Here is a 25,009-nt window from a genome sequence, read left to right on the forward strand (position 1 = left end):
ATCTTCTCACAGGTGTTCGTTTGGCGTGCTTAGCCGGCCGGGCCCGGGGCGGACGGCCGGCGGGAGCTCCCGCCGGCCGTCCGCATGACGTCACCGTCCGTAGACCTCGAACTCGTAGAGCGAGAAGCCGTACGAGGTGGCCCGCGTGACGCCGTACATCCGCACGTAGCGGGCGCTGACCGGGGCGAACGTCACGTTGTCGACGCCGCCGTTGCCGGTGGTGGTGCTGAACACCGGCTGCCAGGAGTTGCCGTCACCGGAGACCTCGATCCGGTAGCCGGTGGCGTAGGCGGCCTCCCACCGCAGCACCGCCCGGCTGATCGTGCGGGCCGAGCCGAGGTCCACCCGCAGCCACTGGTTGTCGTTGTAGCTGCTGGCCCACCGGGTGCCGAGGCTGCCGTCGACCGCCTTCGCCGGGGTGTTGCTGGTCAGGAACTGCGTGCTGGACGCGGTGGCGGTACGGCCCTGCGCCAGGTTGGTCACCGTGTCGCCCCGGCGCGCCGGGAACGAGACGACCTGCTGGTAGGTGGGCCGGTTCTGCCAGGCGATCAGCGGGTGGGTGATGCCGCCGAGCCCGGACTGGGCGATCGAGTCGGCGCACCACTGGTCGCCCGCCCCGCAGGACGAGTCGCCCGGGTAGACGGTGGTCGCCGGCGCCGCCGTGGCCTGGCCGAGCGTGTCGAGCAGCGCCTGCCGGCACGCGCCCAGGTTGCCGTTGCCGCAGTACGTGCGCCCGAGCCCACCGGCCACCGGGTCGCCGAGCACGGCACGCAGGTCCTTGTCGACGTAGCCCCACCAGCCGTACTGGAACGACGAGCCCTTGTGCGCCTGGCCCTGCGCCGCCCAGTTCACGGTGCCGTCGCGGGCGCCGTTCTGGCCGCCCGAGGGCGACTCGTTGACCTGGAGGGCGCCGACGAGCGCGCCGTACAGGTCGGGGCCGAGGCCGGGGCGGAACTGGGCCGAGGCCAGCAGCGGCCACCAGGCGTCGAAGATCCGGATGGCGTCGGCGTGCTGGTAGACCTTCGAGCCGGGTGACGTCTCCACCCGCCGCGACCCGGCCTGCTGCCAGGCCCGCAGCTTGCTCACCGCGGCGGCGAGCGCCGGGTCGGTGACCGGCGTGCTGTCGAGCACCCGCAGCAGTTCGCCGAGGACCTGCTGGCCGCGCAGGTCGGTCACCGCCGCCTCGGCGGTGATCCGGACGATGTCGGCGCGGCCGACCTTGCGCTGGGCGATGGCCGCGCGCACCGGACCGTCGAGCAGCTGGCCCCGGTGCACGGCGCCGTAGCTGAAGTTGCCGTCGGCCGCGCCGAAGTCGCGCGCCTGCTTGTTGTTCCAGCTGACGTAGTAGTCCTGGTTGACCGACTGCGGGTGGGCCGACGCCGGGGCGTACGTGGCGTCGTTGGTGTCCGGGTTCCAGCCGGCCCACTCGTACGCCGGCTCCGCCTTCGCGGGCAGGTTCGGGTCGAGCCCGGACGGGCGGACCGGGTTGGAGCCGGAGTTGTAGTACGCCGCCTCTGTCGAGTTGACGTAGAACCAGTTGAACGCGTACCCGACGCTGGTTGCGGACGTCTGGAACGCCGCCGCGCTGCCCATCGCCGCCGGGTCGTTGAACGCCTGGAAGCCGATCGCCGAGTCGGCCTCGTGCCGGTAGGTGGAGCGCAGCTTGGTGAACGCGGTGGGCTGCCCGTTCACCAGCCCCCGGTAGGCCACCAGCCCGTACTTGGTGCGCAGCGAGCGCAGCGTGTACGCGCCGGCCGGGGTGGAGTCGGCGAGCGTCGGCGACCAGGAGTTGCGCTTCTCCAGCACCTCCATCGCGACGCACTGGCCGCGGTAGAGGTAGCGGTTGGAGCGCAGCGTCGGCGCGCTGCCGTCGGTGGTGCACAGCGGCACCGCGTACGTGTCGGTCAGGTCCTGGGAGGCTGAGGTGGCGCTCCACGCGTAGTCCTGGCCGCGGCCGAGCAGCACGTAGAGGTTCAGCCCGGCGAACGCGGCGCCGCGCGCGCTGATCCCCGGCCCCTGGAGTTCCTGGAGCATGAGCAGTTGCGGCGCGAAGTAGCCGGTCTGCGGGCCGAACACGGCCACCGGGTTGCCGGTGGTGGTGTGCCGGCCGGAGACCACTACCGCGTTGGACATGCCGTGTGCCCGCAGGTTGGACAGGCCACCGACCAGGTCCTTGGTGGCGGCGCTGCTGCCGGTGCGGGCGGCGGCCCCGCCGGTGGCGTCGTACGCGAGCGGCTCGGCGACCACCGTGCCGGCGTCGGGCAGCACCGCGCTGGTGGCGCCGGGCGGCGTCGCGCCGTACGGGAAGCTCTGCCCGTCGTGCAGCGTCAGCACGGTCTCCGGGTCGTTCTGCGAGCGGAACGCCGCCCAGACCCGGTCGCCCTCGGTGGGCCCGTACTTGGCCCGGGCGGCCACCCGGACCAGCGCGGACTGCATCTCGCTGCCGCCGCCCCCGCCGAACAGCCCGCCGATGACACCGGCGGTGGCGATCAGGTCGGTCATGGTGAAGTGCTTCGGCTTCCCGGCGCCGGTGAGCACGTACTCGCCGGGGTAGTTGTCGTCGGCGATCGACTTGTCGATGTAGGCGTTGATGCCGGCGATGTAGTCGACCACGTCGGTGTAGAGCTGCTGGCCCCGGGTGCCCTTGAGGCGCAGCGCGTTCACCTGGGCCTGGAGGTCCGCCTCCGTGTAGGGCGAGTTGGCCCAGACGCTCTGCTCCAGTTCCCGGTTGCCGGGGGCGCCGCCGGCGAACGAGCTGACGTTGCCGCGGCCGACGTGCCGCAGCAGGTCCATCACCCAGAGCCGGTCCTGGGCGCCGGCGTACCCGGCGCCGAACATGGTGCCGGAGCGGGTGGTGCCGGTGACGTGCGGGACGCCGGTGGCCTTGTCCCGCACGATGGTGACGTCCGAGCGCGGCGAGATCGTGCTCTCGACCTGCCCGTCGGGGACCCCGAACGAGGCGTCGTTGTAGAAGTGGGCGATCTGCTCGTCGGTCAGCCCGGCGTAGTTGTAGACCAGGTTGGCGTACTCGTCGAGCTGGTCGCTTGAGTGCGCGGGGCGGGTGCCGAGCGCCTGGTGGGCCAGGATGCCGGCGAGCGTGGCGTTGCCGTTCTGCCCGGGGGGCAGGATGTCGGCGCACTGGCCGAGGCAGTAGTCGTCGGGGGTGAACGTGGTGGCGGCGAGCGCCGGTGACGGCGGGGTGACCGTCAGGACGCTCGCGGTGAGGGCGGCGGCGGTGAGCGCCGCGAGGCGGGCACGGATGGCGGGTCGTGGCATGGCGATCCTCCGGGGACGCGGAGTCGGGCCGTTCGGTACGCCCGGCTGACGGCGTCTCGGCCTCCGCGCCGGGCGTCGTGCCCGGAGGTGAGAATGACTCATATCTATCTGCGGGCAATGATCGACGCATCACCGGCGTCCGGGATAGCCGTTGTTCACCAGCTGTCAATGCCGACGTTTCGCCGCCTTCCGTCCCACAACGACACGGTGGGGGTGGCGCGTCGCCACCCCCACCGCTCTCCCCGCCGGTGCGCCGTCAGTGCTTGTGGAACGACTGGCGCACCACACCCCCCACCAGCGCGCACCAGGTGGTGGTGCTGATCTTGCCGTTGGGCGGTAGTCCGTGCAGGCGCTGGAGGTCCTTCACCGCCGTGCGGGTGGCGTGGTCGTACTCGCCGGTCGGGACGACCTCGGCGTAGCCCTTGGAGGCGAGCATGAACTGCGCGGCGGTCACCGGGATCCCGCTCGACTTCTGGTCCAGCTCCGGTGCCAGGGTCTCCCAGGTCGGCGCCGTGAGCGTGGCGTCGACGTCGACCGGGATGCCGTTGCGGGCCTGCCAGTCCTGCACCGCCGCGACGGTGGCCGCGTCGAACACGCCGGTGACCGGCACGGTGTAGCCCTGGAACGTCAGCAGGTACTGCGCGACCCGGACCACCGGCCCGCCGACGAAGCGCCAGATGTCCGGCCAGCGGCGGGCCGGCACGTCGCCCAGGTCGGTGCCGAGTTCCTTGAACACCGCGCGGCGCAGCGCCGGGAACTCGCGGTAGAACATCGCCCCCGGGCAGAGTGTGGCGCGGAAGTCCCAGTGGCCGAAGATGTCGTGCGCGTGCAGCCCGTACTGCCGGCAGATCGCGGTGCACAGCCGGGCGAGGGAGTCGAGCAGCTCCTCCGGCGGCGTCTCGGTGACGTACGTGCCCTCGTTCTCGATGCCGATGGCCCGCCCGTTCTCGCCCGGGCAGTGCGCGGCGATCATCTGCCGGTCACCGGCCCGCAGCCGGTCCAGGCTGCCGTGCCGTCCCTCCAGGACGTGACCGCCGCGGCTCACCGTGAAGTGCTGCCCGGTGTCGGACCAGCCGTTGCCGTCCATGTGGAGGTCCTGGCAGTCGCGGGCGAGCTGCTTGGCGTGCTCCTCGGAGTAGTCGGTGACGTTCGGGAACGCCATGTGGTGCACGATGATCTTGTTGGTCGGGATCGCGCTCACCGAGAGCGGGTCGGCCGGCGGGCGAGCGGCCCACCCGTCGCAGCTGATGATCCAGTCGAGGTCCGCGCCCGGCGCCGCCTGCGCGGCGGCCGGCAGGGCGAGCTCGCTCCCGACGACCGCGACCGCGGCGGCGCCGAGGCCGGCCCGCAGCAGCGTACGGCGGTCCAGCTCGGGGTGGTCGAAGTGCATCTCGCCTCCTCGATGGCCCGACCCGCGCCGGGCGATGTAAAGGAACTGCAAGGAATGCGCGTGTGGTGGAGAATATTGCCAAGCGCGCGCGGTGCGCCAGAGGACAAAAGCGACGTTCGCCGGCCGTTCCTACCGCCGGAGTAGGCGATCTCACATCCGCTGACCGGGACGGACCATGTCCTTCCGCTACCTGCCGTGGCAGCCTGGGCCGATGCAGTCGCCCAGCCCGGCCGGGATCGTCGTGCTCCTCGCGGTGCTCGCGGCCGCCACCGCGTTCGGCTGGTGGCGCCGCCGCCACGACGGGCGGCTGCGCGCCGTCCGGAATCGCCCATCGACCGCTGCCGGGGCGCCGCACCGGGCCACCCTCACCGCCCTCGGGGTACGCCCCGGCGAGGTCACGCTGGTGCAGTTCTCCGCCCCGGTCTGCGCGCCCTGCCGGGCCGCCCGCCGGGTGCTCGCCGACGTCGCCGCCCGCCACGACGGCGTGACCGTGCTGGAGGTCGGCGTGGACGAACACCTCGACGCGGCCCGGGAACTGGACGTGTGGCGTACCCCGACCGTGCTGGTGGTGGACGCGGCCGGCCGCGTGGTGCGCCGGGCAGCGGGCGTGCCCGACCGCGACGACCTGACCGCCGCGCTCACCGTCGGAGCCGGGCGATGACCGGCGTACGGCTGACCCGCCGCCGGGTGGTGGACCACGGGCGGCTCGCCACGAGCCTCTGTGCGGCGGCGCGTCCCGCCTGACCGACCGCCCCCGCACGAACGGACCGACCCCATGCTGCTCGACCCCCGGGGACCGCGCTTCGCCGCCGTCCTCACCACAGCCGTCCTCGCGCTCGTCCTCGTCACCGGCTCCGGGCTGCTCCTGCTCGCCCAGGCCGTCGTGTTCGCGCTCACCGCCCTGAACCCGCGCCTCGGGCCGTACGGTCTGCTGTTCCGCGCCCTGGTGGCGCCCCGGCTGGACCCGCCGGCGGAGCTGGAGCCGGTCGCGCCGGTGCGTTTCGCCCAGGTCGTCGGCCTGGCCTTCAGTGTCGTCGGCGCGGCCGGCTGGTTCGCCGGGCTGCCCGCGCTCGGCCTGTCCGCCACCGGCGCCGCGCTGGCCGCTGCCTTCGGAAACGCCGCGTTCGGGCTCTGCCTCGGCTGCGAGGCGTACCTGGCGATCCGGCGGCTGGCCGGGCGCCCGCTCGCCGCCCGGGTGGCGGTACCCCCGCGCTGATGTTCCGCACGTACGCTGGCCCCGGCGGGATGGGGGAGTGGCATGGCGGGTCGTGGACGGCTGGACCGGCGTAGCCTGCTCGTCGCCGCGGGCGGGCTGGCGGTCGCCGGGATCGGCGTGCCGGTCGGGCTGGCCGCCACCAGCGACAGGCCGCCGCCCCCGCCGCGCGGCCGGCGGCCGGTCAGCATGGCGATGCACCTGCACGCCTCGTTCAGCGAGGGCGTGGCCAGCTACGCCGCCCACCTCGACCAGGCCCGCCGCAACGGCGTCGACGTGCTCTGGTGGACCGACCACGACTTCCGGGTCGCCGCCCACGACCACCGCCGCGTCGTCCACTTCGACGGGCCGGAGGAACGCGAGGGCGGCCTGGCCTGGACCTGGCAGCCGGCCACCGAGGGGCGCCTGTCCGCCCCGGCCGCCGACTTCGTGGACGTGCCGGACGCCCCCGACGGCCCGGGCCGCGCGCTGCGCCTCACCGCCGCCGGTGCCGGCACCCACTGGTACGCGGGCAAGGCGTGGAACTGGACGCACACCTCCAACATCTCCGACACCACACTGCACCTCGACGTACGCCCCGAGGCGGCCGGCCGGGACGCCACGCTCACCGTGGAGCTGGCGCTCTCGCACCACCCGGCCGGAACCGGCCGGCCCGCCGGGCAGCTCGTGCTGCGCTACCGCCTCGGCGGCGTGGACACGACCCGGCACACGGTCGACGGCCGGCACGGCACTGTGGAACTGCCCGCCCCGGCCGGCGCCTGGCGGCGGCACACGTTCGACCTGCTCGCCGACGTACGTCGGCTCTGGCCGGACCTGGTCGCCGGGGACAACTCGCTGCGCGGGCTGCGCCTCGGCGTGACGGTGGCCGGTGGCGCGCGCGGCGCGTACCTGGTGGACCGGCTCGTCTTCGACCGGGCCCGCCGCGCCGGGCAGGCGGGCGAGGAACTGCGCGCCGAGGTGCTGCGCGGCTACGACGGCGCGTATCCCGGCGTCACCCACCACCGCGCGTACGAGGTGTCCATGGTGCGGCACCTCAACTGGTTCGGCGGTGACGGCACGCTGCCGCGCTTCCCGTCCCCGCCGTACCGGGACAACGACGTCGACGCCACCGAGAGGATGGTGGAGTTCCTGCACTCGCACGGCGGCGTGGTCTGCTGGAACCACCCGCTGGACGCGGAGCGCCGCGAGTCGCTGGCCCGGCTGCTGGTGAGCCGCGACGCGCTCGGCGTCGACCTGATCGAGATCGGCCGGAGACCGGTCGAGGACCACCTGTGGGCGTACGACGTGGCGGCCCGCAACGCGATCCCGCTCACCGCCGTGGGAGTCACCGACGACCACGACGGCACCGACTGGCGGGCCGGCCGGGACCGGAACGTCACATCGGTCTGGGCGGCCTCGACCGGCCGGGACGACCTGGTCGCGGCGCTGCGCGCCGGGCAGGCGTGGTTCGCCGACCTGGCCGGCTACCGGGGCGCGCTGGACCTGGAACTGGGTGGCCGCAGCGCCATGGGCGCCCTCGCCGTGCTCGCCGAGGAGGCCGTCACGGTGCGGCTGCGCGCCACCGACCTGCCGGCCGGGGCCACGCTGGAGACGGTCACCGGCGCGGTCGACCGGGCCGGTGTCGCGGACCCGACACCGGCTGTCCGGGTCGGGCAGGTTGCCTGGCGGCAGTTGCGGCAGGGCTGGCACGACCTGCCGGTGCGCGTCGGCGCCGGCACGTACGTGCGTACCCAGATCCGCGACCGCGACGGGGAGATAGTAGGCGCGAGCAACCCCCTCTGGCTGCTCCGCACCCCTCCACCCGCAGGCATCCCCCCAGCCCGCCGCTTCTGACCGCCCCCGGTCCCAGCCCGTCGACCATGAAGGTGGCGGCGATCTCCGTCCTCTTTGTCCCCGGCCAACTTCATGATCAACGAGGTGAGGGTGGTTGCCGGGGTCTGGTACTCGTGGCGGTGTGTCCGATAACGACCAACTGCCGTGCGGTGCCGCGCCGTACCGGGAACCGGGCGCCGACCGGCGTCCGGAAGCAGCCGTTGCGGCGATGGCCGACGGCCGTGGCGCGGTGAGAATGACGACCGAGGCGGCACCCGACATCCGCCCGTGGGACGCCGTGGAGTCTGTCGCATGAGCGGCTGGGAACTGTCCGGATACACGCCGGTCCGCCGGCTCGGCGCCGGCGCGTCGGGCAGCGTCGTGCTCGCCACCCACGACCCGACCGGCACCCCGGTCGCGATCAAGTACCTGGTCCGCGACCTGGGCGCGGACTCGGCGTTCCGGACCGCGTTCCGCACCGAGGCCCGGCTGCTCGGCGAGATCGACGACCCGCACGTCAGCCGCCTCTACGAGTACGTGGAGAGCCCGCACGGCGCGGCCATCGTGATGGAGCTGGTCGACGGGGTCTCGCTGCGCCAGATGCTTCGCGAACACGGCCCGACCACGCCCGAGGCCGCGCTCTGCGTCCTCAAGGGCTCGCTCGCCGGCCTGGCCGCCGCGCACGCCCACGGAGTCGTGCACCGTGACTACAAGCCGGAGAACGTCCTGGTCACCGGCACCGGGCTGAGCAAGCTCGCCGACTTCGGCATCGCCATGCCGATCGGCCAGGGCTCCGGCGCCACTGTCTCCGGCACGCCCCGCTACATGGCCCCCGAGCAGTGGACCGGCGCCCCGGCCAGCCCGGCGTGCGACGTCTACGCCGCCACCGCCACGTTCTTCGAGTGCCTCACCGGCCGGCCCCCGTACCAGGGACCGGACCTGCTCTCCCTGCGCGACCAGCACGCCGGCGCACCGATCCCCGCCGAGGCGGCGCCCCCGCCGGTGCACGAGCTGCTGCGCCACGGCATGGCCAAACGCCCCGACGACCGCCCGCCGACCGCCGAGGCGTTCCTGGACCTGCTGGAACGGGTCGCCGGCATCGGGTACGGCCCCGACTGGGAGGAACACGGGCTGCGGGAGCTCGCCCGGCGGGCCGCACTGCTCGCCGCGCTGTGGCCGTTCCCCGAGCGGGCCGGGGGCGCCACCGCCGTCGCGCACACCGAACTCGGCACGACCACCGGCCGGGGCGGACGGTTCCGTCAGGGCCGCGCCCGTACCGCTCTGGCCGCCGGCACCCTGGTCGCCGCCGCCCTGGCCGGTGGCGCCGGCTACAGCTACGCCGCCAACGACGGCACCTCCGCCGCCGGTCCCACCGGCCCGGCGAGTGCTGCTCCCGCCACCGCCGCCGGCACGCCCGCACCGGACCCGACCGGCTCCGAGACACCCAGCCCGTCGCCGACACCCGGCCCGGCCACCGCGGCCGCCGCGCCGCCACCGCCCACGCCGGACCGGACCGGAACGCCGACCCGCACCGGCACGCCCACCCCCAGCGCGTCGCGCAGCACCAGCCCGCCGCCGGACGTGACAGCGCCGGTCGTGGACGGCGTACGCGCCGACCCGGGGGAGCTGGACCCGAAGGGCTGCCCCTACGGCGCCAAGAGCAGCACCGTCACCGCCACCGTCACCGACGACCGCAGTGGCGCGGCCGCGCTCACCGTCACCTTCGGCTACACCCTCGACGGCGCCACCGGCACGATCCGGATGTCCGCCACCGGGCGCGGCGTGTTCACCGGCACGCTCGGCCCGCTGTCCACGCCCAGGAGCAGCACCCGGATCCCCGTCCGGGTCACCGCCGCCGACGCCGCCGGCAACACGACCACCTCGGCGTCACCTGTGTATGTGACGCTCTACCACGACTGCACCCCCGGCTAGGAGTACGACAGTGCCCACCGTCCCGCACCGCAGCCCGTCCCGGGGAACCTCCGCGTGACCCGCCCCGACGAGCCCACCGAGGCGCTGCCCACCCGCGCCCTGCCGATCACCGGTGACGCGGACACCGCCGAGCCCACCGTCGACCTGGTCCGGCCGCGAGCCGACGCCGACTCGACGGTCCCGCTCGCCGTCACGCGGGCGGAGCAGACCGCCGAGAAAGCGGAGCCGACAGTGCCGCTCGTCGTGGAGCGGGCGGAGCCGCCCGCCGGCGGTGCCGAGCCGACAACCGTGCTGGTAATCGACAACGCGGAGCCGACCGTCCGGCTCGCCGTCGACACCCCGGCGGCGACCGGCAGGTCGGAGCCCACCGTCCACCTCCCCGGGGCGGCGGGTGACCAGCCACCGACCGCCGAACCCACGGTCCACCTGACGGCGATCCCCGGCGGGGACGACCGCACCGCAGACCTCGCCGCCCCGGCCACGCCGACGCCGCCCGATGCCGAGCAGACCGTGCACGTGCGCCCAGGCCGGGCAGACGACGCGGGCGAGGCGACGGTCCAGATGCGCCCGCCAGCCGGAAACGCGACCGGGCAGGCCACCGTCTACCCGCGCCCGACGGGGCGTCCCGGCGCGGAACCGACCGCATCATGGCAGCCCACCGCCTCCTGGCAACCCACCGGCGGGCCGCCTCGGGGGCACCACTCCGGGACGGCGGCGACGGACGGCGGGGCGTACCCGGATCGGACCGGCGACGCGCGGGCGGTGAGTGGCGGGCCGGCTCCGGGTGGCGAGCTGCGCTTCGGTCCGGGCGTGCCGGCGACGCCGCCGCCCGCGCCGCAGTGGCCCACCGCGCCCCCGATCCGCACGCGTCCGGTCTGGCGACGCGTCGTCTCGGTGCTGTCCACGCTGCTCACCGCGGCGCTGCTGCTGGCGGCCGGCCTCTACCTGTGGCAGCGGTTGCATCCGCTGGAGGTCGAGGGGGTCACCGTCGCGGTGTCCCGGCCGGCCGGGGTGGCCTGCGACGTGACAGTCGACGTGGTCGCCACGGTGCGCACCAACGGGCGCGGCGGGACGATCCGCTACCAGTGGTTCCGCACCGGCGCGCCGCCCGGCGCCGTGCTCACCGAACGGGTCGGCAGCGGGCAGCAGACCGCCGCCCTCACGCTCAAGTGGACGTTCAGCGGGGTCGGGGCGACCGCCGCGATCGCCACCGTCAACATCATCGAACCGGCGCCGACGCAGGCCAGCACCCGGGTCGTCTACCGCTGCCCGGGCGGCTGACCGCGTTTCCCCGCGCGCGGGTCCGGGTAGCCCCACCCGAACAAACCTGGACCACGTACGTGGAGGCCCTTCGATGAGAGACAACTTCGGGGACGCGGTGGGCGACGCGTTCCGTTCGGTAATGCTGTTCCTGCCCAAGGCGGTCGCGTTCATCGCGATCCTGGTCGCCGGCTGGCTGATCGCCAAGGCCGTGCTCAAGCTCGTCGACAAGGTGCTGGAGCGGGTCCACTTCGACCGCGCCGTCGAGCGCGGCGGGATCAAGACCGCGCTGGCCCGCTCCAAGTACGACGCCAGCGACATCGTCGCCAAGCTCGCCTACTACGGGGTGCTGCTGGTCACGCTCCAGCTCGCGTTCGGCATCTGGGGCCCGAACCCCATCTCCGACCTGATCGCCGGCGTGATCGCCTGGCTGCCCCGGGCGTTCGTCGCCATCGTCATCGTGGTGGTCGCGGCGGCCATCGCCCGCGCGGTGAAGGACATCATCTCCAGCGCGCTCGGCGGCCTCTCGTACGGCCGGGTGCTGGCGAACCTCGCCTCGGTGTTCATCCTGGGTCTCGGTGTCATCGCCGCGCTCAACCAGATCGGCGTCGCCACCACGGTCACCACCCCGGTGCTGATCGCGGTGCTCGCCACCATCGGCGGCATCCTGGTCGTCGGCGTCGGCGGCGGGCTGGTCCGGCCGATGCAGAGCCGCTGGGAGAACTGGCTGACCCGGGCCGAGGAGGAGTCGCGCACCATCGCCACGCACGCCCGCGCCTACCAGGCCGGCCGGCGTGACGTCGAGGCCCGCCTCGCGGCCTCCGGCCCGTACGCGGACTCGGAGCTGACCCAGCCGGTGAGCCGCGACGCCGAGGCGGACCGCACCCAGCCGGTCCCGGCGTACCCGGCCACCCCGTCGGCCCCGGCCGCCACCGGTGCGGACCCCACCGAGCCGGTGCCGTCGCAGGCGGGCGCGGAGGCCACGCAGCACATTCCGGCGTACGCCGACTCCGAGCGCACCCAGCTGGCCACGCCGCGCCAGCCGACCGCCGAGCAGGCCGCGGACAGCGAGGCCACCATGGTCATTCCGCAGGCCGACGTGGAGAAGTTCCGCCGCTGACCCGACAGCGGCGACGAATCGGGGCGCGGGACCGCACGGTCCCGCCCCGATCTCGTGCCCGCCGGGGACCACCCGGGCGCCTCGCGGCAGATAGGATCCCGGCATGACCTGGCGATGTTGATGCCTTCCTGAGCGACGAGGCCGCGGGCCGCCGCGGACGCCGTGCATTGCGACCGGTGTCCGTCACGTCCCGTGGGAAGGTTCCATGCTCGTCGCTCCGGCCCGCGTGCCCGCTACCCGCCGCCTGGCGGCGACGCTCTACGGGTACGCGTTCCTCACCGACCTCGTCCTGCTCTACCCGCTCTACGTGCTGCTGTTCGCCGACACCGGGCTGTCGGTCGGGCAGATCTCCTCGCTGTTCGTGCTCTGGGCGGCCGCCGGCATCCTGCTGGAGGTGCCCTCCGGCGTGTGGGCCGACGCGGTGTCGCGCCGCCTGCTGCTCTGCCTGGCGCCGCTGCTGGCCGCCGCCGGGTTCGCGCTCTGGGTGCTGCTGCCGTCCTATCCGGCGTTCGCCGTCGGCTTCCTGCTCTGGGGCGCCGGTGGCGCGCTGCGCTCCGGGGCGCTGGAGGCACTCGTCTTCACCGAGCTGGAACGCCTCGGCGCCACCGACCGGTACGCCCGGCTGATCGGCCGGACCCGCACCGCCGAGGTGCTCGGCGCGGTCGGGTCCGGGGTGCTCGCCGGGCCGGTGTTCGCGCTCGGCGGCTACCTCGCCGTCGGCGCGGCGAGCGTGGCGACGTGCCTGCTGGCGGCGGCCGTCGCGGCCCGCTTCCCGGAACACCGCCCACCACCCGCCGCGGCGCCGCCGGGCGTCGGGCCGGGGGAGAAGCCGGGTGACGACGAGCCCGGCTGGCTGGACAGCCTGCGGCTCGGACTGGCCGAGGTGCGGGCCGACCGCCGCGTCCGCGCCGCCGTGCTGCTGGTCGCGGCCGTCACCGCGATCTGGGGCGGGCTCGACGAGTACACCGGGCTGCTGGCCGCCGACACCGGCACGGCCGAGGCGGGCGTACCGCTGCTGCTCCTGGTGGTGTGGGCCGGGATGACGGTGGGCGGGCTGCTGGCGCCGCTGGGCGAGCGGCTGACCCACCGGGGGTACGCCGGTCTGCTGGTGTTCGCGGCGACGGCGACGGCGGCCGGGGCGCTGCTGCGGCACCCGGCCGGGTTCCTGCTGCTGGCGGCCGCGTTCGCCGCGTTCCAGCTGGCCACCGTGCTCGCCGACGTGCGGCTCCAGGCCCGGATCGCCGGGTCGGCCCGGGCCACGGTCACCTCGCTGGCCGGGATGGCCACCGATCTGACAGTCGTCGCCTTCTACGGCGGGTACGGGCTGCTCGCCGGCGCCGTGGGCAACCCGGCGGCCTTCGCGGTCGCGGTCCTGCCGTACCTGCTGGTGGCGCTCTGGCTGCTCACCGGTCGGGCGTGAATCGCCAGAAAGGGGACCAATGGTCGCGTTCGCGGCCTAGCGTTGGTCCGGAAATTCGGCGACCCCGGGAGACGATCGCGGTGACGTTGGAAGCAGAGCGCACACTGCGCGACGAGGAGCTGACCGGGCTGGCCGAACTGGCCGCCCAGCTGCGGGTGGACGCCATCAGGTGCAGCACGATGGCCGGCTCCGGGCACCCCACGTCCAGCCTGTCCGCCGCCGACCTGCTCGCCGTGCTGGTCGCCCGGCACCTGCGCTACGACTGGTCCTACCCCGACAACCCCGGCAACGACCACCTGATCTTCTCCAAGGGGCACGCCTCGCCACTGCTGTACGCGGTGTTCCGGGCCACCGGCGCGATCAGCGAGCAGGAGCTGCTGGAGACGTACCGGCGGGCCGGCTCGCGCCTGCAGGGTCACCCGACGCCGGTGCTGCCCTGGGTGGACGTGGCCACCGGCTCGCTCGGGCAGGGCCTGCCGGTCGGCGTCGGGGTGGCGCTGGCCGCCCAGTACCTCGACCGCTCGCCCGCGCACGTCTGGGTGCTCTGCGGCGACAGCGAGACCGCCGAGGGATCGGTGTGGGAGGCGCTGGACAAGGCCGGCCACTACGGGCTGCGCAACCTCACCACGATCGTGGACGTCAACCGGTTCGGCCAGCGCGGCCCCACCGAGCTGGAGTGGGACCTGGACACCTACCGGCGGCGCGTCGAGGCGTTCGGCTGCCAGGCGATCGTCGTGGACGGCCACGACCTCGGCGCGATCGACGAGGCGTACGGGCAGGCACGCGACGCCACCGGGCCGACAGTGGTGCTGGCCCGCACGGTCAAGGGCAGGGGCGTGCCCGAGGTGGAGAACGACCCGGCCTGGCACGGCAAGCCGTTCGACTCGGAGCTGGCCGACCGGGCCGTCCGGGCGCTCGGCGGCCCCTGGCGCATCCGGGTCGCCGGACCGAAACCACCACCCGCGCCGCGCACCGCAGCGGCCGGGCACGGGCAGCCGGAACTGCCCCGGTACGAGCGCGGGACGAAGGTCGCCACGCGGGACGCGTACGGCGACGCGCTGCGCGCCCTCGGGGCCGCCCGGCCCGACGTGGTAGCGCTCGACGGCGAGGTCAGCGACTCCACCCGGGCGGAACGCTTCGCCGCCGCGTACCCGGATCGGTTCTTCCAGATGTTCATCGCCGAGCAGCAGCTCGCCGCCGCGGCGGTGGGCCTGGCGGTGCGCGGCTACCGGCCGTTCGCCGCGACGTTCGCCGCGTTCTGGTCCCGGGCGTACGACTTCATCCGGATGGCCGGCGTCTCCCGCGCCGACATCGCGCTCGTCGGCTCGCACGCCGGGGTGGAGATCGGCCCGGACGGCCCGTCCCAGATGGGGCTGGAAGACATCGCGGCGCTGCGCGCGGTGCCCGGCTCCACGGTGCTGTGCCCGGCCGACGCGGTCTCCTGCGCGGCCCTGGTCGCCCAGCTGCCCGACCACCCGGGGGTCAGCTACCTGCGGACGACGCGCGGCGCGTACCCGGTGCTCTACGACGACGCCGAGCCGTTCCCGATCGGCGGCAGCCGGATGCCGCGCGACGGCGGGGACGTGGCGCTGCTCGGCACCGGCGTGACGGTGCACCTCTGCCTCGCCGCCGCCGACGAGCTGACCCGCGAGGGCATCGAGGCCCGGGTGATCGACCTGTACTCGATCAAGCCGGTGGACCGGCAGCGCCTCGCCGAGGCGGTGGTGGAGACCGGCGGGCGGCTCGTCGTGGTCGAGGACCACTACCCGGAGGGCGGGCTGGGCTCCGCGGTGCTGGAGGCGCTGGCCGACCTGGGCGAACCGGCCCGGGTCAACCACCTGGCGGTACGCGGGCTGCCCGGCTCCGGCACCCCCGCCCAGCAGCTCGACCGGGCCGGCATCGGCGTCGGCGCGATCGTCTCGGCGGCCCGGTCCCTGGCCTGAGCCGGTGCTCGCCCCCGGCGGCGCGGGGCGGTGTTTGCCGGGGTCGTCGGCGGGTAGCCACGCTGCCTGTGCGACGGGAGGACGGGCGATGGCCGAACCGGAGTTCTACGGGCGGGTGTCCGCCCGCGCCGGCGTGCCGGTGGAGACGGCCCGCGCGCTGACCGAGGCGACACTGCGCACGCTCGCCGAGCGGATCAGCGGCGGCGAGGCCGACGACCTGTCCGCGCACGTCGCGCACGAGTTGCGTCCGCTGCTGGCACGCGCCCGGGTCGACGATCCCGAGGTCTTCGGGTACGACGAGTTCCTGCGCCGGGTCGCCGAACGCTCCGGCGCGACACCGTCCGACGCCGAGCGTGGCGCCCGGGCGGTGTTGCAGGCCCTGCACCGGGTGATCGGGCCCGCCCAGTTCAACCGGGCGCTGTCCCAGCTGCCCCGGGAGATCGCCGAACTCGCTCAGCCCGCCCCGCGCCCCGCCTAGGCGAAAGGAAGGGCCCCCTCTTAACGCCTCCGGTAGAGGAAGGGCCCCTTGTTAACAGCCGACCGTGCGGCGTCACTGCGGCAGCGCGTCCAAGTAGACCCAGCGGCCGTCCTCGCGGGCGAAGCGGCTGTGCTCGGCCAGCACGCCCGCCTGCCCGCCCTCGCGGTAGTGCGCCCGGAACCGGACCGTACCAGCGCTGTCGAACAGCCCGCCCTGCCCGGTCTCCACGATCTCCAGCCGGGTCCAGCGGGTGCCCGGATCCAGCTCCAGCCGGTCGGGCCGGGTGGTGGAGTGCCAGCTGTGCCGCAGGTAGGCGGCGTCGCCGAGCGCGAACGCGCTGAACCGGGACCGCATCAGCGCCTCCGCTGTCGCCACCGTCGCCTCGCCCCGGTGCACCGGGCCGCAGCAGTCCGCGTACGGCCGGCCGGTGCCACACGGGCAGGCCGCCGGACGCTCACCCGCGCCCTCGCGCGCCTTCCGTCTCGCCACCCGGCGATTCTCTCCCACACCACGATCGCCCTCGCCGCCGGTAGGCCGGGATATCCCGGACGGGACAGGGTGAGAGGGTGCACCTCGTATAGTCGCCTCCATGATCACTCGTGGGGCCACGGCCGACGCCACCACCGGCGGTTCCGGCGTCCGGAACTTCCGCGACGCGGGCGGCGTCGGATCGTTGCGCCGTGGGGTCCTGTATCGCTCTGGCGCCCTGCATCTCCTGAGGCCTGAGGGCGCCCGGGAGCTGGAGGATCTCGGGCTACGCACGGTCATCGACCTCCGCAGCATCCGAGAGGTGGCCGACCGGCCGGACCGGTGCGCGGGTCTCGACGTCAAGCAGTGGCACTTTCCGGTGTTCACCGAGCAGAGCTGGCCGGACGACCAGGTGGCGCTGTACCCGTACATGGCTGAGCAGGCCGGTCGTGCCACCGTCGCGATCATCCGGCAGCTCATCACCCCCGGTGCGCTACCTGCCCTGGTCCACTGCGCCTCCGGCAAGGACCGCACCGGAGTCGTCGTCGCCGTCATCCAGACTCTCCTGAATGCTTCCGATGCGGAGGTCACCCAGGACTTCCTGCGCTCGAACGCCGCTCTGGGCCTCACCGGATCGCCGGCCGGCGCGGCGATCGGACACGGCACCCGCCCGGTGACCGCAGCGCACCTGCTTCATGCCATGGTGTGGATCCGCAGCCACCACGGCTCGGTCTCCGCCTATCTCCAGGCTGCCGGCGCCACCGAGGCCGAACTGGAGGCCCTGCGGGGGGTTCTTGCCTGAACCGGTCGTCCCGCCGGCCGGTGCCGCACGTCTTCACGATCGCTGCGCCCACGACGCAGGCACTACGCTCCCCGGTCCATGAGTGTGAGTCCGACTCAGCGTGTCCTCGACCCCGATCAGGTCCGCCGCTACCTGACCGCCTCGCTCGGATCCGGCGCCGAGGTGGCCGGCTGCGGCCCGCTGACCGGGGGCGGGTTCGCCGCCGTCTGGTGGGTACGCCTCACCGACGGCCGCGAGGTGGTGCTCAAGGTCGGTCCGCCGCCGCACGTGCCGCTGCTGCGCTACGAGCGCGACATGATCGGCGCGGAGGCGCACTACCTGCGCCTGGTAGCCGGCCGCGCGCCGGGGGTGCCGACGCCGGCGCTGCTGCACCACGGCACCGACCCCGAGCTGGGCGACTGGCTGCTCATGGCGCGGCTGCCAGGTCGTACCCTCTGGGACCTGACCCGGGCCGGCGCGGACGTCGGGCCGCTGCGCGCGGAGTTCGGGCGCGCGCTCGCCGCGCTGCACGCCGTCACCGGCGAGCGGTACGGCTACGACGGCGACCGGGCCTCCGGCGCGACGTGGCGGGACGCGTACACGGCGATGGTGGACGACATGCTCGCCGACTCGGCGGACTGGGCCGTGCCGCTGCCGGTGCCCGCGTCCCGGATCCGGGAACTGGTGGCCCGGCACGCGACGGTGCTCGACGCGGTCCGCCGCCCGGCGCTGCTGCACTTCGACGGCTGGGCCGGGAACGTGCTCGCCGTCGACGGCCCGGACGGCACGCCGCGACTGAGCGGCCTGGTCGACGGCGAGCGGTACCTGTGGGGCGACCCGCTGATGGACCTGGTGTCGCCGCTGCTGTTCCGCCGCGCCGAGGACGAGCCGGACGACCCGCTGGTACGCGCCTACCGGGCGGCGGCGCCGTTCCCGCTCGACGCCGGGGCGCGGCGGCGGCTCGGGCTCTACCGGCTCTACCTCTATCTGCTGATGACTGTCGAGATGCCCAGCCGGAACATCACCGCCGGCAACGATCCCGGCCGGGTGGAGCTGCTGGCGAAGCTGCTCGGCGCGGAACTGGCCGACCTGGCCGGCTGAGCCTCACCGGGTCGCGGTGGCGAAGACGACGATGTTGTCCGGGTAGCTGCCGGTACCCGGGTCGAACCGCCCGCCGCACGTGATCAGCCGCAGCCGGGCCGCCGCGTCGCCGCCGTAGACCCGCGCGGTGGGGAAGCGCTCCTTCGGGTACGCGCCGACGCCGTCCACAGTGAACGTCGCGGTCCGGCCGTCGGCCCGCAGCACCCGGATCGTGTCGCCGCCGCGCAGCCGCCCGAGGTCGAAGAAGACCGCCGGGCCGTGCTGCGAGTCGACGTGCCCGACCAGAACCGCGTTGCCGGCCTGGCCGGGGGCGGGACCGGGGTGGTACCAGCCGGTGACCTCCGGCCGTTCCAGCGGCGGCACCTCCAGCGCGCCGTCGGCGTCGGTGGCGACCGGGACGACCTCGGCGTCCACGCCGATGCGCGGGATGGAGACCCGGACCGGCGTGGACCGGGAAAGTGCCGGGCCGGCCGTACCGGGGCGTTCGGTGGCGGGCGCGGCGGATACGCCGGGCTGCGGTGGCGGCGTCGACGTGCTGCCGAGCCCGGCCGAGACCAGTCCGGCGCCGGTGGCTGCGGCGAGCGTGACGGCGGTGACCAGAACGACGGTGCGCAGACGCGCCCGCCGCTGCGACTCCGACAGCATCCCACCTCCGTCCGACAGGACGCGGCGCCCGCGCCGGGACGTCCGGCGCGGGTGGGCCGCTCGGCGAGCCGGTCAGGCCGTGGCGCCCGCGCGGCGCCGGCGGACGACCGCGTACGCGCCGCCGGCGAGCGCCCCGGCGGCCAGCACGCCGCCGGCGACGAGCACGCCGGTGTCGCCGTCGCGTCCGCCGCCACCGGCCTGCGCGCCGCCGATCGGGGTGACGGTGAACGTGGCGCTGCCGCCGTCGCTGCCGTCGCCGCACGTGGTGGCGACGGTGTACGTGCCGAGCGTGAACCCGGCGGTGAACAGTTCGGCGCTCAGGCCGCCGCCCGCGGCCGCGGTGGTGGACCTGACGTTCTGGTCCCGGTCCGGGCCGGTGACCCGGAAGATCGCGTCACCGGCGTTCGGGTTGCACGTGGTGGTCAGTACGACGGTGCCGCCGACCGGGGTGGTGGCGGGTGAGACCCTGGTGTCCGCCAGCGCGGCGGCCGGGAGCAGCAGTGCGCCGAGGCCCACGCCGAACGCCGCCGATCCGAGAAATGACTGTGCCTTCATCCGCGTCTTCCCTCACTTTTCGTCCGCTGTAGGCGTGGGACGTCGTTCGGGTGGCCAACTCCGTGACGAGCACCGGTGTGGCCAACACTAGGAGGGTTGCGGCGGTCACTGGGGGTAATTGAGAAATCTTCGTTGCCGTCCGGTGTGCTCCCTGCCGCCGCGAGACGGCGGACATGCCGGGCCAGGCCGGACGGCGGAACAGCCCGGTCCGGCACGTCTGGGGCCGGTGTCCGGTTCGCCGGCTACCGGACCGGTGGCTCCGGCCGGACCAGTCCGGTGTCGTACGCGAGCACCACCGCCTGGATCCGGTCGCGCAGGCCCAGCTTGGTCAGGATCGCCGAGACGTGCGTCTTCACGGTGGCGGTGCTCAGGTGCAGCCGGGCGGCGATCTCCGCATTGGACAGTGCCCGCGCGGTGAGCGTCAGCACCTCCCGCTCACGGGCGGTCAGCACGGCGAGCGCGTCGGCGACAGGCGCGGGCGCGGGCAGCCGGTCGGCGTACCGGTCCAGCAGCCGCCGGGTCACTGTGGGCGCGAGCAGCGCCTCGCCCCGGGCCACCACGCGTACCGCCTCGGCGAGGTCGGCCGGGCGGGTGTCCTTGAGCAGGAACGCGCTGGCCCCGGCGCGCAGCGCGGCGTAGACATGCTCGTCCAGGTCGAACGTGGTCAGCATGACCACTCGCGCCGGGTTGCCGGCGGCCACCAGGTCCCGGGTGGCGGCGATGCCGTCGCGCCGGGGCATCCGGACGTCCATCAGCACCACGTCCGGCCGGGTGCGGGTCGCCACCGTCACCGCCTCGACGCCGTCGGCGGCCTCGCCGACCACTGTGAGGTCGGGCCGCGCGTCGAGCACCGTGCGCAGTCCGGCGCGGATCAGCTCCTGGTCGTCGGCGATCACCACCCGCACCGTCACCGGGTCACCCCGACCGGCAGCCGTGCGTGGACCCGGAACCCGCCGGCCGGCAGCGGGCCGGCGTCGAGCGTGCCGCCGAGCAGCCGGGCCCGCTCCCGCATGCCGACGATGCCGCGCCCGGCGGGCGTTCCGGGCCGGCGGGCGGGCGCCGGGCCGTCGTTGACGACCTCCAGCCGCAGGACGCCGTCGCGGTAGTGGACGTCCACGTCGGCGCGGGTGGCGTGCCCGTGGCGCAGCGCGTTCGTCAGCGACTCCTGCACGATCCGGTACGCCGACAGCTGCACCCCGCCGGGCAGCGCCTCGCCGTCGCCCTCCCGGTGCAACGTCACCGGCAGGCCGACCGCGCGTACCGCGTCGGCGAGCGCGTCGAGCTGCGCCAGCCCCGGCTGCGGTCCGTCCTGTCCGGACCCGTCGTCGAGGGCGAGCGCGTGCAGCATGGCCCGCAGTTCGGTGAGCGCCGACCGGGCCGCCGCGTCTATCGCGCCGAGCGCGGCCCGCGCCTGGGCCGGCTGCGTGTCGAACACGTCCTCGGCGGCGGCGGCCTGCACCGCGATGACAGCGACGTGATGCGCGACCACGTCGTGCAGTTCCCGGGAGATGCGTTCCCGCTCGGCCGCGAGCACGTGCCGCTCCCAGGCGCAGCGCCGCTGCGCCTGAGCCCGCTGCAACTCGCCGAGCGCCCAGGCCAGGGCCAGCGCGGTCACCGCGAGCAGCAGGTCCCGCCAGCCGCCGGTGACCAGCTTCCACGGCGTCGGCGCCAGCAGCAGCCCGAGCGCCACGAGCGAGTACCGGGGCGGGCGCAGCCGGGCCACGTACGCCAGCGGCACCGCGACCAGGCCGAGCCAGCCGAGCTGCGGGCAGAGCGCCTCCAGGCCGAGGCCGGCCAGCGCGGCGACGCCGACGGCGTACCCCGGGTGGCGCCGGATCCACAGCAGACAGCTGGCCTGCGCGACGGCGAGCCCGACCGCGACGGCTGTCGCGCCGGTCGTGTCCGGTCCGGCGTCGGAGGCCAGCAGCGCGAGCAGGCACACGGCGAGGCTCACGGTGGCGATGCCGCCGTCGAGCAGCAGCAGGAACCGGGGCCGGGGCGCGCACTTCATGTCCGGATGCTAGGCCGCCGGCCCGCCGTTTCTCATCGGTCGCCAGACGGAGATCCGGGCCGGTGGTCGGTCCGGCGACGGAGCCGGGAACCGCTCCGCGGCCCGATCCGTACGGCGGCCCGCCGGACCTAGCGTTTCCGGCAGTCGTACCGATGTGGAGGAGTCACCGATGGAGACCACGATCCCGACCGTCGCCGCCCGCCCGAATCGCCGCCGGGACCGCCTGCTGACGGTGCTCGCGGTCACCGCCGCCGCGCTGCTGGGCTGGGTGGTCGCGGTACCGGTCGCGGGGGTGGAGTTGATCGCGCGCAGCGGCTCCACGGACCAGCGGGTGACCCCGGTGGCCGTGGTGGTGAGCACGCTGCTCGCCGGGCTGGCCGGCTGGGCGCTGCTGGCCGTGCTGGAGCGGCTCACCGGCCGGGCCCGGAGCGCCTGGACGGTGGTCGCGGTGCTGGTGCTGCTGGTGTCCCTGCTCGGGCCGCTGGGCGGGGGAGTGGGCGGCGCGGCGAAGCTGACGCTGGTGGCGCTTCACCTGGTCGTGGGCGCGGTGCTGATCACCGGCCTGCGCCGCACCGGCCCGGACCCGTCAGAACTAGCCTCCTAGGACGCCCTGCGCGATGTGACGCCCGAAATTCCTCCGCCACCGGATGTCGAGAACGCAACGCCTGCTTCGTCCCCGGGGTGAACGCGGCCAGAATGGGTCGCACCCTCCACGAGGAGACACCGATGAAGTACCTGCTCCTGAAGCACTACCGCGGCGGCCCGACCCCGGTGACCGACATGCCGATGATCGACAAGTGGACGCCGGAGGAGATCTCCGCGCACGTGCGCTACATGCAGGAGTTCGCGGCGCGGCTCCAGGAGAGCGGCGAGTACGTCGACGGGCAGGCGCTCGCCCCGGAGGGCACGTTCGTCCGCTACGACGGCGAGGGACGCCCGCCGGTGACCGACGGCCCGTTCGCCGAGACGAAGGACCTCATCGCCGGCTGGATGGTGATCGACGTGGACAGCTACGAGCGCGCGCTCGAACTGGCCGCGGAGCTGTCGGCCGCGCCCGGCCAGGGCGGCAAGCCGATCCACGAGTGGCTGGAGCTGCGCCCGTTCCTCACCGCGCCGCCCACCATCACCGAGTGATCCGTCCGATGGACGAGGTCGCGCTCCGCAGCCTCATCCCGGGTGTGCTCGGTGTCCTCGTCCGCCGCGGAGCCGACTTCGCGGCGGCCGAGGACGCCGTGCAGGACGCGCTCGTCGAGGCGCTGCGCGTCTGGCCGTCCGACCCGCCCCGCGATCCGCGCGGCTGGCTGGTCACAGTGGCGTGGCGGCGGTTCCTGGACGCGGCCCGCGCCGACGCCGCACGGCGTCGGCGCGAGGACCTCGTGGATGAGGAGCCGCCGCCCGGGCCGGTGCCGGCGGTGGACGACACGCTGCGGCTCTACTTCCTCTGCGCGCATCCGTCGCTGAGCCCGTCGTCGGCCGTCGCGTTGACGCTGCGCGCCGTCGGCGGGCTCACCACCCGGCAGATCGCGCGGGCGTACCTGGTGCCGGAGGCCACCATGGCGCAGCGGATCAGCCGCGCCAAGCGCACCGTCTCCGGCGTCCGCTTCGATCAGCCCGGTGACGTCGCCACCGTGCTGCGGGTGCTGTACCTGGTGTTCAACGAGGGCTACTCCGGCGACGTGGACCTGGCGGCCGAGGCGATCCGGCTCACCCGGCAGCTCGCCGCCGCGATCGACCACCCGGAGGTGGCCGGGCTGCTCGCGCTCATGCTGCTGCACCACGCGCGCCGGGCCGGGCGGACCGCGCCCGACGGCAGCCTGGTGCCGCTGGCCGAGCAGGACCGCAGCCGGTGGGACACCGCGCTGATCGCCGAGGGTGTGGGCATCCTCCAGACCGCCCTGTCCCGGGACCGGCTGGGCGAGTTCCAGGCCCAGGCCGCCGTCGCGGCGCTGCACGCCGACGCGCCCACCGCCGCCGAGACCGACTGGGTGCAGATCGTCGAGTGGTACGACGAGCTGGTCCGCCTGACCGGCAGCCCGATCGCCCGGCTCAACCGGGCGGTGGCCGTCGGCGAGGCGGACGGCCCGCGCGCCGGGCTGGCGGCGCTCGCCGCCCTCGACGACTCGCTGCCCCGGTACACGGCGGTGGCCGCGTACCTGCACGAACGCGACGGCGACCCGGACCGGGCGGCGTGCCTCTACGCGGAGGCGGCCCGCCGGGCGTCCAGCCTGGCCGAACGCGACCACCTGAACCGGCAGGCGGCCCGCCTCAACAGCCGCCGCCCGGCGCGGGCCGACGGATGAGCGGGACGCGGACGCGGGTGCTGGCCCGGCTCGCCGACGACCTCGCCGCCCGCCTGCGGATGGGGGTGAGCGCGGGTCGGCCGGTGGCGGCGCCGGCCGATGTGGCAGCGTGGCCTGATGCACGCATCCCTCCCGGTCGACGTCGACCTCGCGCTGGTCGGCGGCGGCGGTGCCGCGTCCCTGGTCCTGGCCGCGCTGGACCGGCACGGCGTGACCGGGCTGCGGGTCGCCGTGGTCGACCCGGTGCACAAGCGCGGCCAGGACCGCACCTGGGCGTTCTGGGGCCGGCCCGGCGACGACCTGGACCCGCTGCTGAGCGCGAGCTGGTCGCAGGTCGACGTGGTCACGCCCGCCGGGCGCCGCGTCCTGACGCTCGACCCCCTGCGGTACGCCATGCTCCGCTCCGCCCCGGTCTACGACCGGGCTGCCGAGGCCGAGCGGCGGCTGGACGCGGTGCGGATCAGCGTCCCGGCGGGGGAGCTGCGTGACGACGGCGAGCGGGTGACGGTCCGCGACCCGGACGGGCGGGACCTGGTGCGGGCCGGCTGGGTGCTCGACTCGCGGCCCCGGCGGCCGAAGCGGCCGGGGCGCACGAGCTGGTTGCAGCACTTCCGGGGCTGGTGGCTGGCCGCCGACCGGCCGACGTTCGATCCGCAGCGGGCGGTGCTGATGGACTTCCGCACGCCGCAGCCGCAGCGCGGGGTGTCCTTCGGGTACGTGCTGCCTGTCGACGACCGGTTCGCGCTCGTCGAGTACACCGAGTTCGGGCCGGAACTGCTCGACGACGCCGGCTACGACGCGGCGCTGCGCGGGTACGCCGGCCTGCTCGGTCTGGACCTGACCGCGCTGCGGGTGCGGGAGGTCGAGGACGGCGTGATCCCGATGACCGACGGCCCGTTCGAGTCCCGCCCGAGTCCGCGCGTGGTGCGGCTGGGCACCGGCGGTGGCGCGACCCGCCCGTCCACCGGATTCACGTTCTCCGCGATGCTGCGCCAGGCCGACCAGGTGGCACTGGCGCTCGCCGCCGGCCGCCCGCCGGTCCCGGCGCCCGCGTACCCGGGCCGGCACCTGTGGATGGACGCGGTGGCGCTGCGGGCGCTGGACCGGGGGCACGTCGGCGGGGTGGAGTTCTTTGAGCGGCTGTTCGACCGCAACCCGCCGGAGCGGGTGCTGCGGTTCCTCGACGGCGTCACCAGCCCGGCGGAGGATCTGGCGGTGATGCGGTCCAGCCCGCTGCTGCCCATGACCGGCGCGGTGCTCGGTGACGCGGCCGGCCGGCTGCGTGCCCGGCTGCGCCGCTAGCC

Annotated in this window: 22 protein-coding genes; 15 read left to right on the forward strand and 7 right to left on the reverse strand. The window is 74.8% G+C overall.

Translation table 11 applies throughout. The features are described 5' to 3' along the window. Positions 1–90: 90 nt before the first annotated feature. Entirely contained in the window at positions 91–3,276 is a 3,186-nt protein-coding gene (locus tag AB0D28_RS26315; protein ID WP_357389996.1) for a penicillin acylase family protein, read from the reverse strand. Between the two features lie 256 nt (positions 3,277–3,532). After that, positions 3,533–4,666 carry an N-acetylmuramoyl-L-alanine amidase gene (locus AB0D28_RS26320; RefSeq protein ID WP_357389998.1) on the reverse strand — a complete coding sequence of 378 codons (1,134 nt, stop codon included), beginning with the start codon at positions 4,664–4,666 and terminating at the stop codon, positions 3,533–3,535. Positions 4,667–4,877: 211 nt separating this feature from the next. Here AB0D28_RS26320 and AB0D28_RS26325 point away from each other — a divergent pair, with 211 nt between their 5' ends. The 9 genes from AB0D28_RS26325 (at position 4,878) to AB0D28_RS26365 (ending at position 15,844) form a co-directional block, all read left to right on the forward strand. Beyond that, positions 4,878–5,327, forward strand: a complete 450-nt coding sequence (locus AB0D28_RS26325; RefSeq protein ID WP_357390000.1) for a thioredoxin family protein — start codon at positions 4,878–4,880, stop codon at positions 5,325–5,327. A gap of 114 nt (positions 5,328–5,441) precedes the next feature. After that, a complete protein-coding gene (locus AB0D28_RS26330; RefSeq protein WP_357390002.1) occupies positions 5,442–5,882 on the forward strand; it encodes a DUF4395 domain-containing protein in 441 nt (146 codons plus the stop codon). Between the two features lie 42 nt (positions 5,883–5,924). Next, positions 5,925–7,712 (forward strand): hypothetical protein, encoded by a 1,788-nt coding sequence (locus AB0D28_RS26335; protein ID WP_357390004.1) that lies wholly within the window; start codon positions 5,925–5,927, stop codon positions 7,710–7,712. 291 nt (positions 7,713–8,003) lie between these two features. Then, complete coding sequence (locus tag AB0D28_RS26340; RefSeq protein WP_357390006.1) at positions 8,004–9,623, forward strand: serine/threonine-protein kinase; 1,620 nt, start codon at positions 8,004–8,006, stop codon at positions 9,621–9,623. Positions 9,624–9,677: 54 nt separating this feature from the next. Further along, positions 9,678–10,904 (forward strand): hypothetical protein, encoded by a 1,227-nt coding sequence (locus AB0D28_RS26345; protein ID WP_357390008.1) that lies wholly within the window; start codon positions 9,678–9,680, stop codon positions 10,902–10,904. A 73-nt stretch (positions 10,905–10,977) separates the two neighbouring features. After that, a complete protein-coding gene (locus AB0D28_RS26350) occupies positions 10,978–12,003 on the forward strand; it encodes a hypothetical protein (protein WP_357390010.1) in 1,026 nt (341 codons plus the stop codon). 205 nt (positions 12,004–12,208) lie between these two features. Beyond that, positions 12,209–13,423 (forward strand): MFS transporter, encoded by a 1,215-nt coding sequence (locus tag AB0D28_RS26355; RefSeq protein ID WP_357390012.1) that lies wholly within the window; start codon positions 12,209–12,211, stop codon positions 13,421–13,423. An 80-nt stretch (positions 13,424–13,503) separates the two neighbouring features. Continuing rightward, entirely contained in the window at positions 13,504–15,366 is a 1,863-nt protein-coding gene (locus AB0D28_RS26360) for a transketolase (protein ID WP_357390014.1), read from the forward strand. Positions 15,367–15,454: 88 nt separating this feature from the next. Next, positions 15,455–15,844 (forward strand): DUF2267 domain-containing protein, encoded by a 390-nt coding sequence (locus AB0D28_RS26365; RefSeq protein ID WP_357390016.1) that lies wholly within the window; start codon positions 15,455–15,457, stop codon positions 15,842–15,844. 72 nt (positions 15,845–15,916) lie between these two features. Here AB0D28_RS26365 and AB0D28_RS26370 read toward each other — a convergent pair whose 3' ends face one another. After that, entirely contained in the window at positions 15,917–16,333 is a 417-nt protein-coding gene (locus AB0D28_RS26370) for a YchJ family protein (RefSeq protein ID WP_357390018.1), read from the reverse strand. Between the two features lie 100 nt (positions 16,334–16,433). On the opposite strand from AB0D28_RS26370, the gene AB0D28_RS26375 reads away from it, so the two are divergent. Together AB0D28_RS26375 and AB0D28_RS26380 are read left to right on the forward strand one after the other, a co-directional pair. Beyond that, entirely contained in the window at positions 16,434–17,114 is a 681-nt protein-coding gene (locus AB0D28_RS26375) for a tyrosine-protein phosphatase (RefSeq protein WP_357390020.1), read from the forward strand. 78 nt (positions 17,115–17,192) lie between these two features. After that, on the forward strand, positions 17,193–18,194 hold the full coding sequence (locus tag AB0D28_RS26380) for an aminoglycoside phosphotransferase family protein (protein ID WP_357390022.1): 1,002 nt from the start codon (positions 17,193–17,195) through the stop codon (positions 18,192–18,194). A 3-nt stretch (positions 18,195–18,197) separates the two neighbouring features. Here the strand turns inward: AB0D28_RS26380 and AB0D28_RS26385 are convergent, their stop codons facing one another. The 4 genes from AB0D28_RS26385 to AB0D28_RS26400 all read right to left on the reverse strand — a co-directional run bounded on the left by AB0D28_RS26385 (position 18,198) and on the right by AB0D28_RS26400 (position 21,405). After that, positions 18,198–18,839: a class F sortase gene (locus AB0D28_RS26385; protein ID WP_357390024.1), complete on the reverse strand. Its 642-nt coding sequence runs from the start codon at positions 18,837–18,839 to the stop codon at positions 18,198–18,200. Between the two features lie 72 nt (positions 18,840–18,911). After that, the gene (locus tag AB0D28_RS26390; RefSeq protein ID WP_357390026.1) at positions 18,912–19,394 is read right to left on the reverse strand and encodes a hypothetical protein; all 483 of its coding nucleotides are present in this window, start codon (positions 19,392–19,394) and stop codon (positions 18,912–18,914) included. A 242-nt stretch (positions 19,395–19,636) separates the two neighbouring features. Continuing rightward, positions 19,637–20,305 carry a response regulator transcription factor gene (locus AB0D28_RS26395; protein WP_357390028.1) on the reverse strand — a complete coding sequence of 223 codons (669 nt, stop codon included), beginning with the start codon at positions 20,303–20,305 and terminating at the stop codon, positions 19,637–19,639. After that, positions 20,302–21,405: a histidine kinase gene (locus tag AB0D28_RS26400; RefSeq protein ID WP_357390030.1), complete on the reverse strand. Its 1,104-nt coding sequence runs from the start codon at positions 21,403–21,405 to the stop codon at positions 20,302–20,304. The genes AB0D28_RS26395 and AB0D28_RS26400 overlap by 4 nt, the downstream gene beginning before the upstream one ends. Positions 21,406–21,574: 169 nt before the next feature. Between AB0D28_RS26400 and AB0D28_RS26405 the strand changes: the two genes are divergently transcribed. The 4 genes from AB0D28_RS26405 (at position 21,575) to AB0D28_RS26420 (ending at position 25,007) form a co-directional block, all read left to right on the forward strand. Beyond that, positions 21,575–22,009 carry a DUF6069 family protein gene (locus AB0D28_RS26405; RefSeq protein WP_357390032.1) on the forward strand — a complete coding sequence of 145 codons (435 nt, stop codon included), beginning with the start codon at positions 21,575–21,577 and terminating at the stop codon, positions 22,007–22,009. Positions 22,010–22,131: 122 nt separating this feature from the next. Next, positions 22,132–22,539, forward strand: a complete 408-nt coding sequence (locus tag AB0D28_RS26410) for a YciI family protein (protein WP_357390034.1) — start codon at positions 22,132–22,134, stop codon at positions 22,537–22,539. Positions 22,540–22,547: 8 nt separating this feature from the next. Beyond that, a complete protein-coding gene (locus tag AB0D28_RS26415) occupies positions 22,548–23,705 on the forward strand; it encodes a DUF6596 domain-containing protein (RefSeq protein WP_357390059.1) in 1,158 nt (385 codons plus the stop codon). Positions 23,706–23,822: 117 nt separating this feature from the next. Beyond that, positions 23,823–25,007 carry a lycopene cyclase family protein gene (locus tag AB0D28_RS26420; RefSeq protein ID WP_357390037.1) on the forward strand — a complete coding sequence of 395 codons (1,185 nt, stop codon included), beginning with the start codon at positions 23,823–23,825 and terminating at the stop codon, positions 25,005–25,007. Positions 25,008–25,009: the final 2 nt, after the last annotated feature.

The organism is Micromonospora sp. NPDC048169 (genome assembly GCF_040652815.1).
Taxonomy (GTDB): domain Bacteria; phylum Actinomycetota; class Actinomycetes; order Mycobacteriales; family Micromonosporaceae; genus Micromonospora.

Coding starts and splice junctions, on each gene's coding strand:
- AB0D28_RS26335 (WP_357390004.1), top strand. CDS start 5,925: ATGGCGGGTCGTGGACGGCTGGACCGGCGTAGCCTGCTCGTCGCCGCG.
- AB0D28_RS26330 (WP_357390002.1), top strand. CDS start 5,442: ATGCTGCTCGACCCCCGGGGACCGCGCTTCGCCGCCGTCCTCACCACA.
- AB0D28_RS26350 (WP_357390010.1), top strand. CDS start 10,978: ATGAGAGACAACTTCGGGGACGCGGTGGGCGACGCGTTCCGTTCGGTA.
- AB0D28_RS26380 (WP_357390022.1), top strand. CDS start 17,193: ATGAGTGTGAGTCCGACTCAGCGTGTCCTCGACCCCGATCAGGTCCGC.
- AB0D28_RS26385 (WP_357390024.1), bottom strand. CDS start 18,839: ATGCTGTCGGAGTCGCAGCGGCGGGCGCGTCTGCGCACCGTCGTTCTG.
- AB0D28_RS26420 (WP_357390037.1), top strand. CDS start 23,823: ATGCACGCATCCCTCCCGGTCGACGTCGACCTCGCGCTGGTCGGCGGC.
- AB0D28_RS26390 (WP_357390026.1), bottom strand. CDS start 19,394: ATGAAGGCACAGTCATTTCTCGGATCGGCGGCGTTCGGCGTGGGCCTC.
- AB0D28_RS26405 (WP_357390032.1), top strand. CDS start 21,575: ATGGAGACCACGATCCCGACCGTCGCCGCCCGCCCGAATCGCCGCCGG.
- AB0D28_RS26340 (WP_357390006.1), top strand. CDS start 8,004: ATGAGCGGCTGGGAACTGTCCGGATACACGCCGGTCCGCCGGCTCGGC.
- AB0D28_RS26355 (WP_357390012.1), top strand. CDS start 12,209: ATGCTCGTCGCTCCGGCCCGCGTGCCCGCTACCCGCCGCCTGGCGGCG.
- AB0D28_RS26410 (WP_357390034.1), top strand. CDS start 22,132: ATGAAGTACCTGCTCCTGAAGCACTACCGCGGCGGCCCGACCCCGGTG.
- AB0D28_RS26315 (WP_357389996.1), bottom strand. CDS start 3,276: ATGCCACGACCCGCCATCCGTGCCCGCCTCGCGGCGCTCACCGCCGCC.
- AB0D28_RS26375 (WP_357390020.1), top strand. CDS start 16,434: ATGATCACTCGTGGGGCCACGGCCGACGCCACCACCGGCGGTTCCGGC.
- AB0D28_RS26400 (WP_357390030.1), bottom strand. CDS start 21,405: ATGAAGTGCGCGCCCCGGCCCCGGTTCCTGCTGCTGCTCGACGGCGGC.
- AB0D28_RS26320 (WP_357389998.1), bottom strand. CDS start 4,666: ATGCACTTCGACCACCCCGAGCTGGACCGCCGTACGCTGCTGCGGGCC.
- AB0D28_RS26325 (WP_357390000.1), top strand. CDS start 4,878: ATGCAGTCGCCCAGCCCGGCCGGGATCGTCGTGCTCCTCGCGGTGCTC.
- AB0D28_RS26365 (WP_357390016.1), top strand. CDS start 15,455: ATGGCCGAACCGGAGTTCTACGGGCGGGTGTCCGCCCGCGCCGGCGTG.
- AB0D28_RS26415 (WP_357390059.1), top strand. CDS start 22,548: ATGGACGAGGTCGCGCTCCGCAGCCTCATCCCGGGTGTGCTCGGTGTC.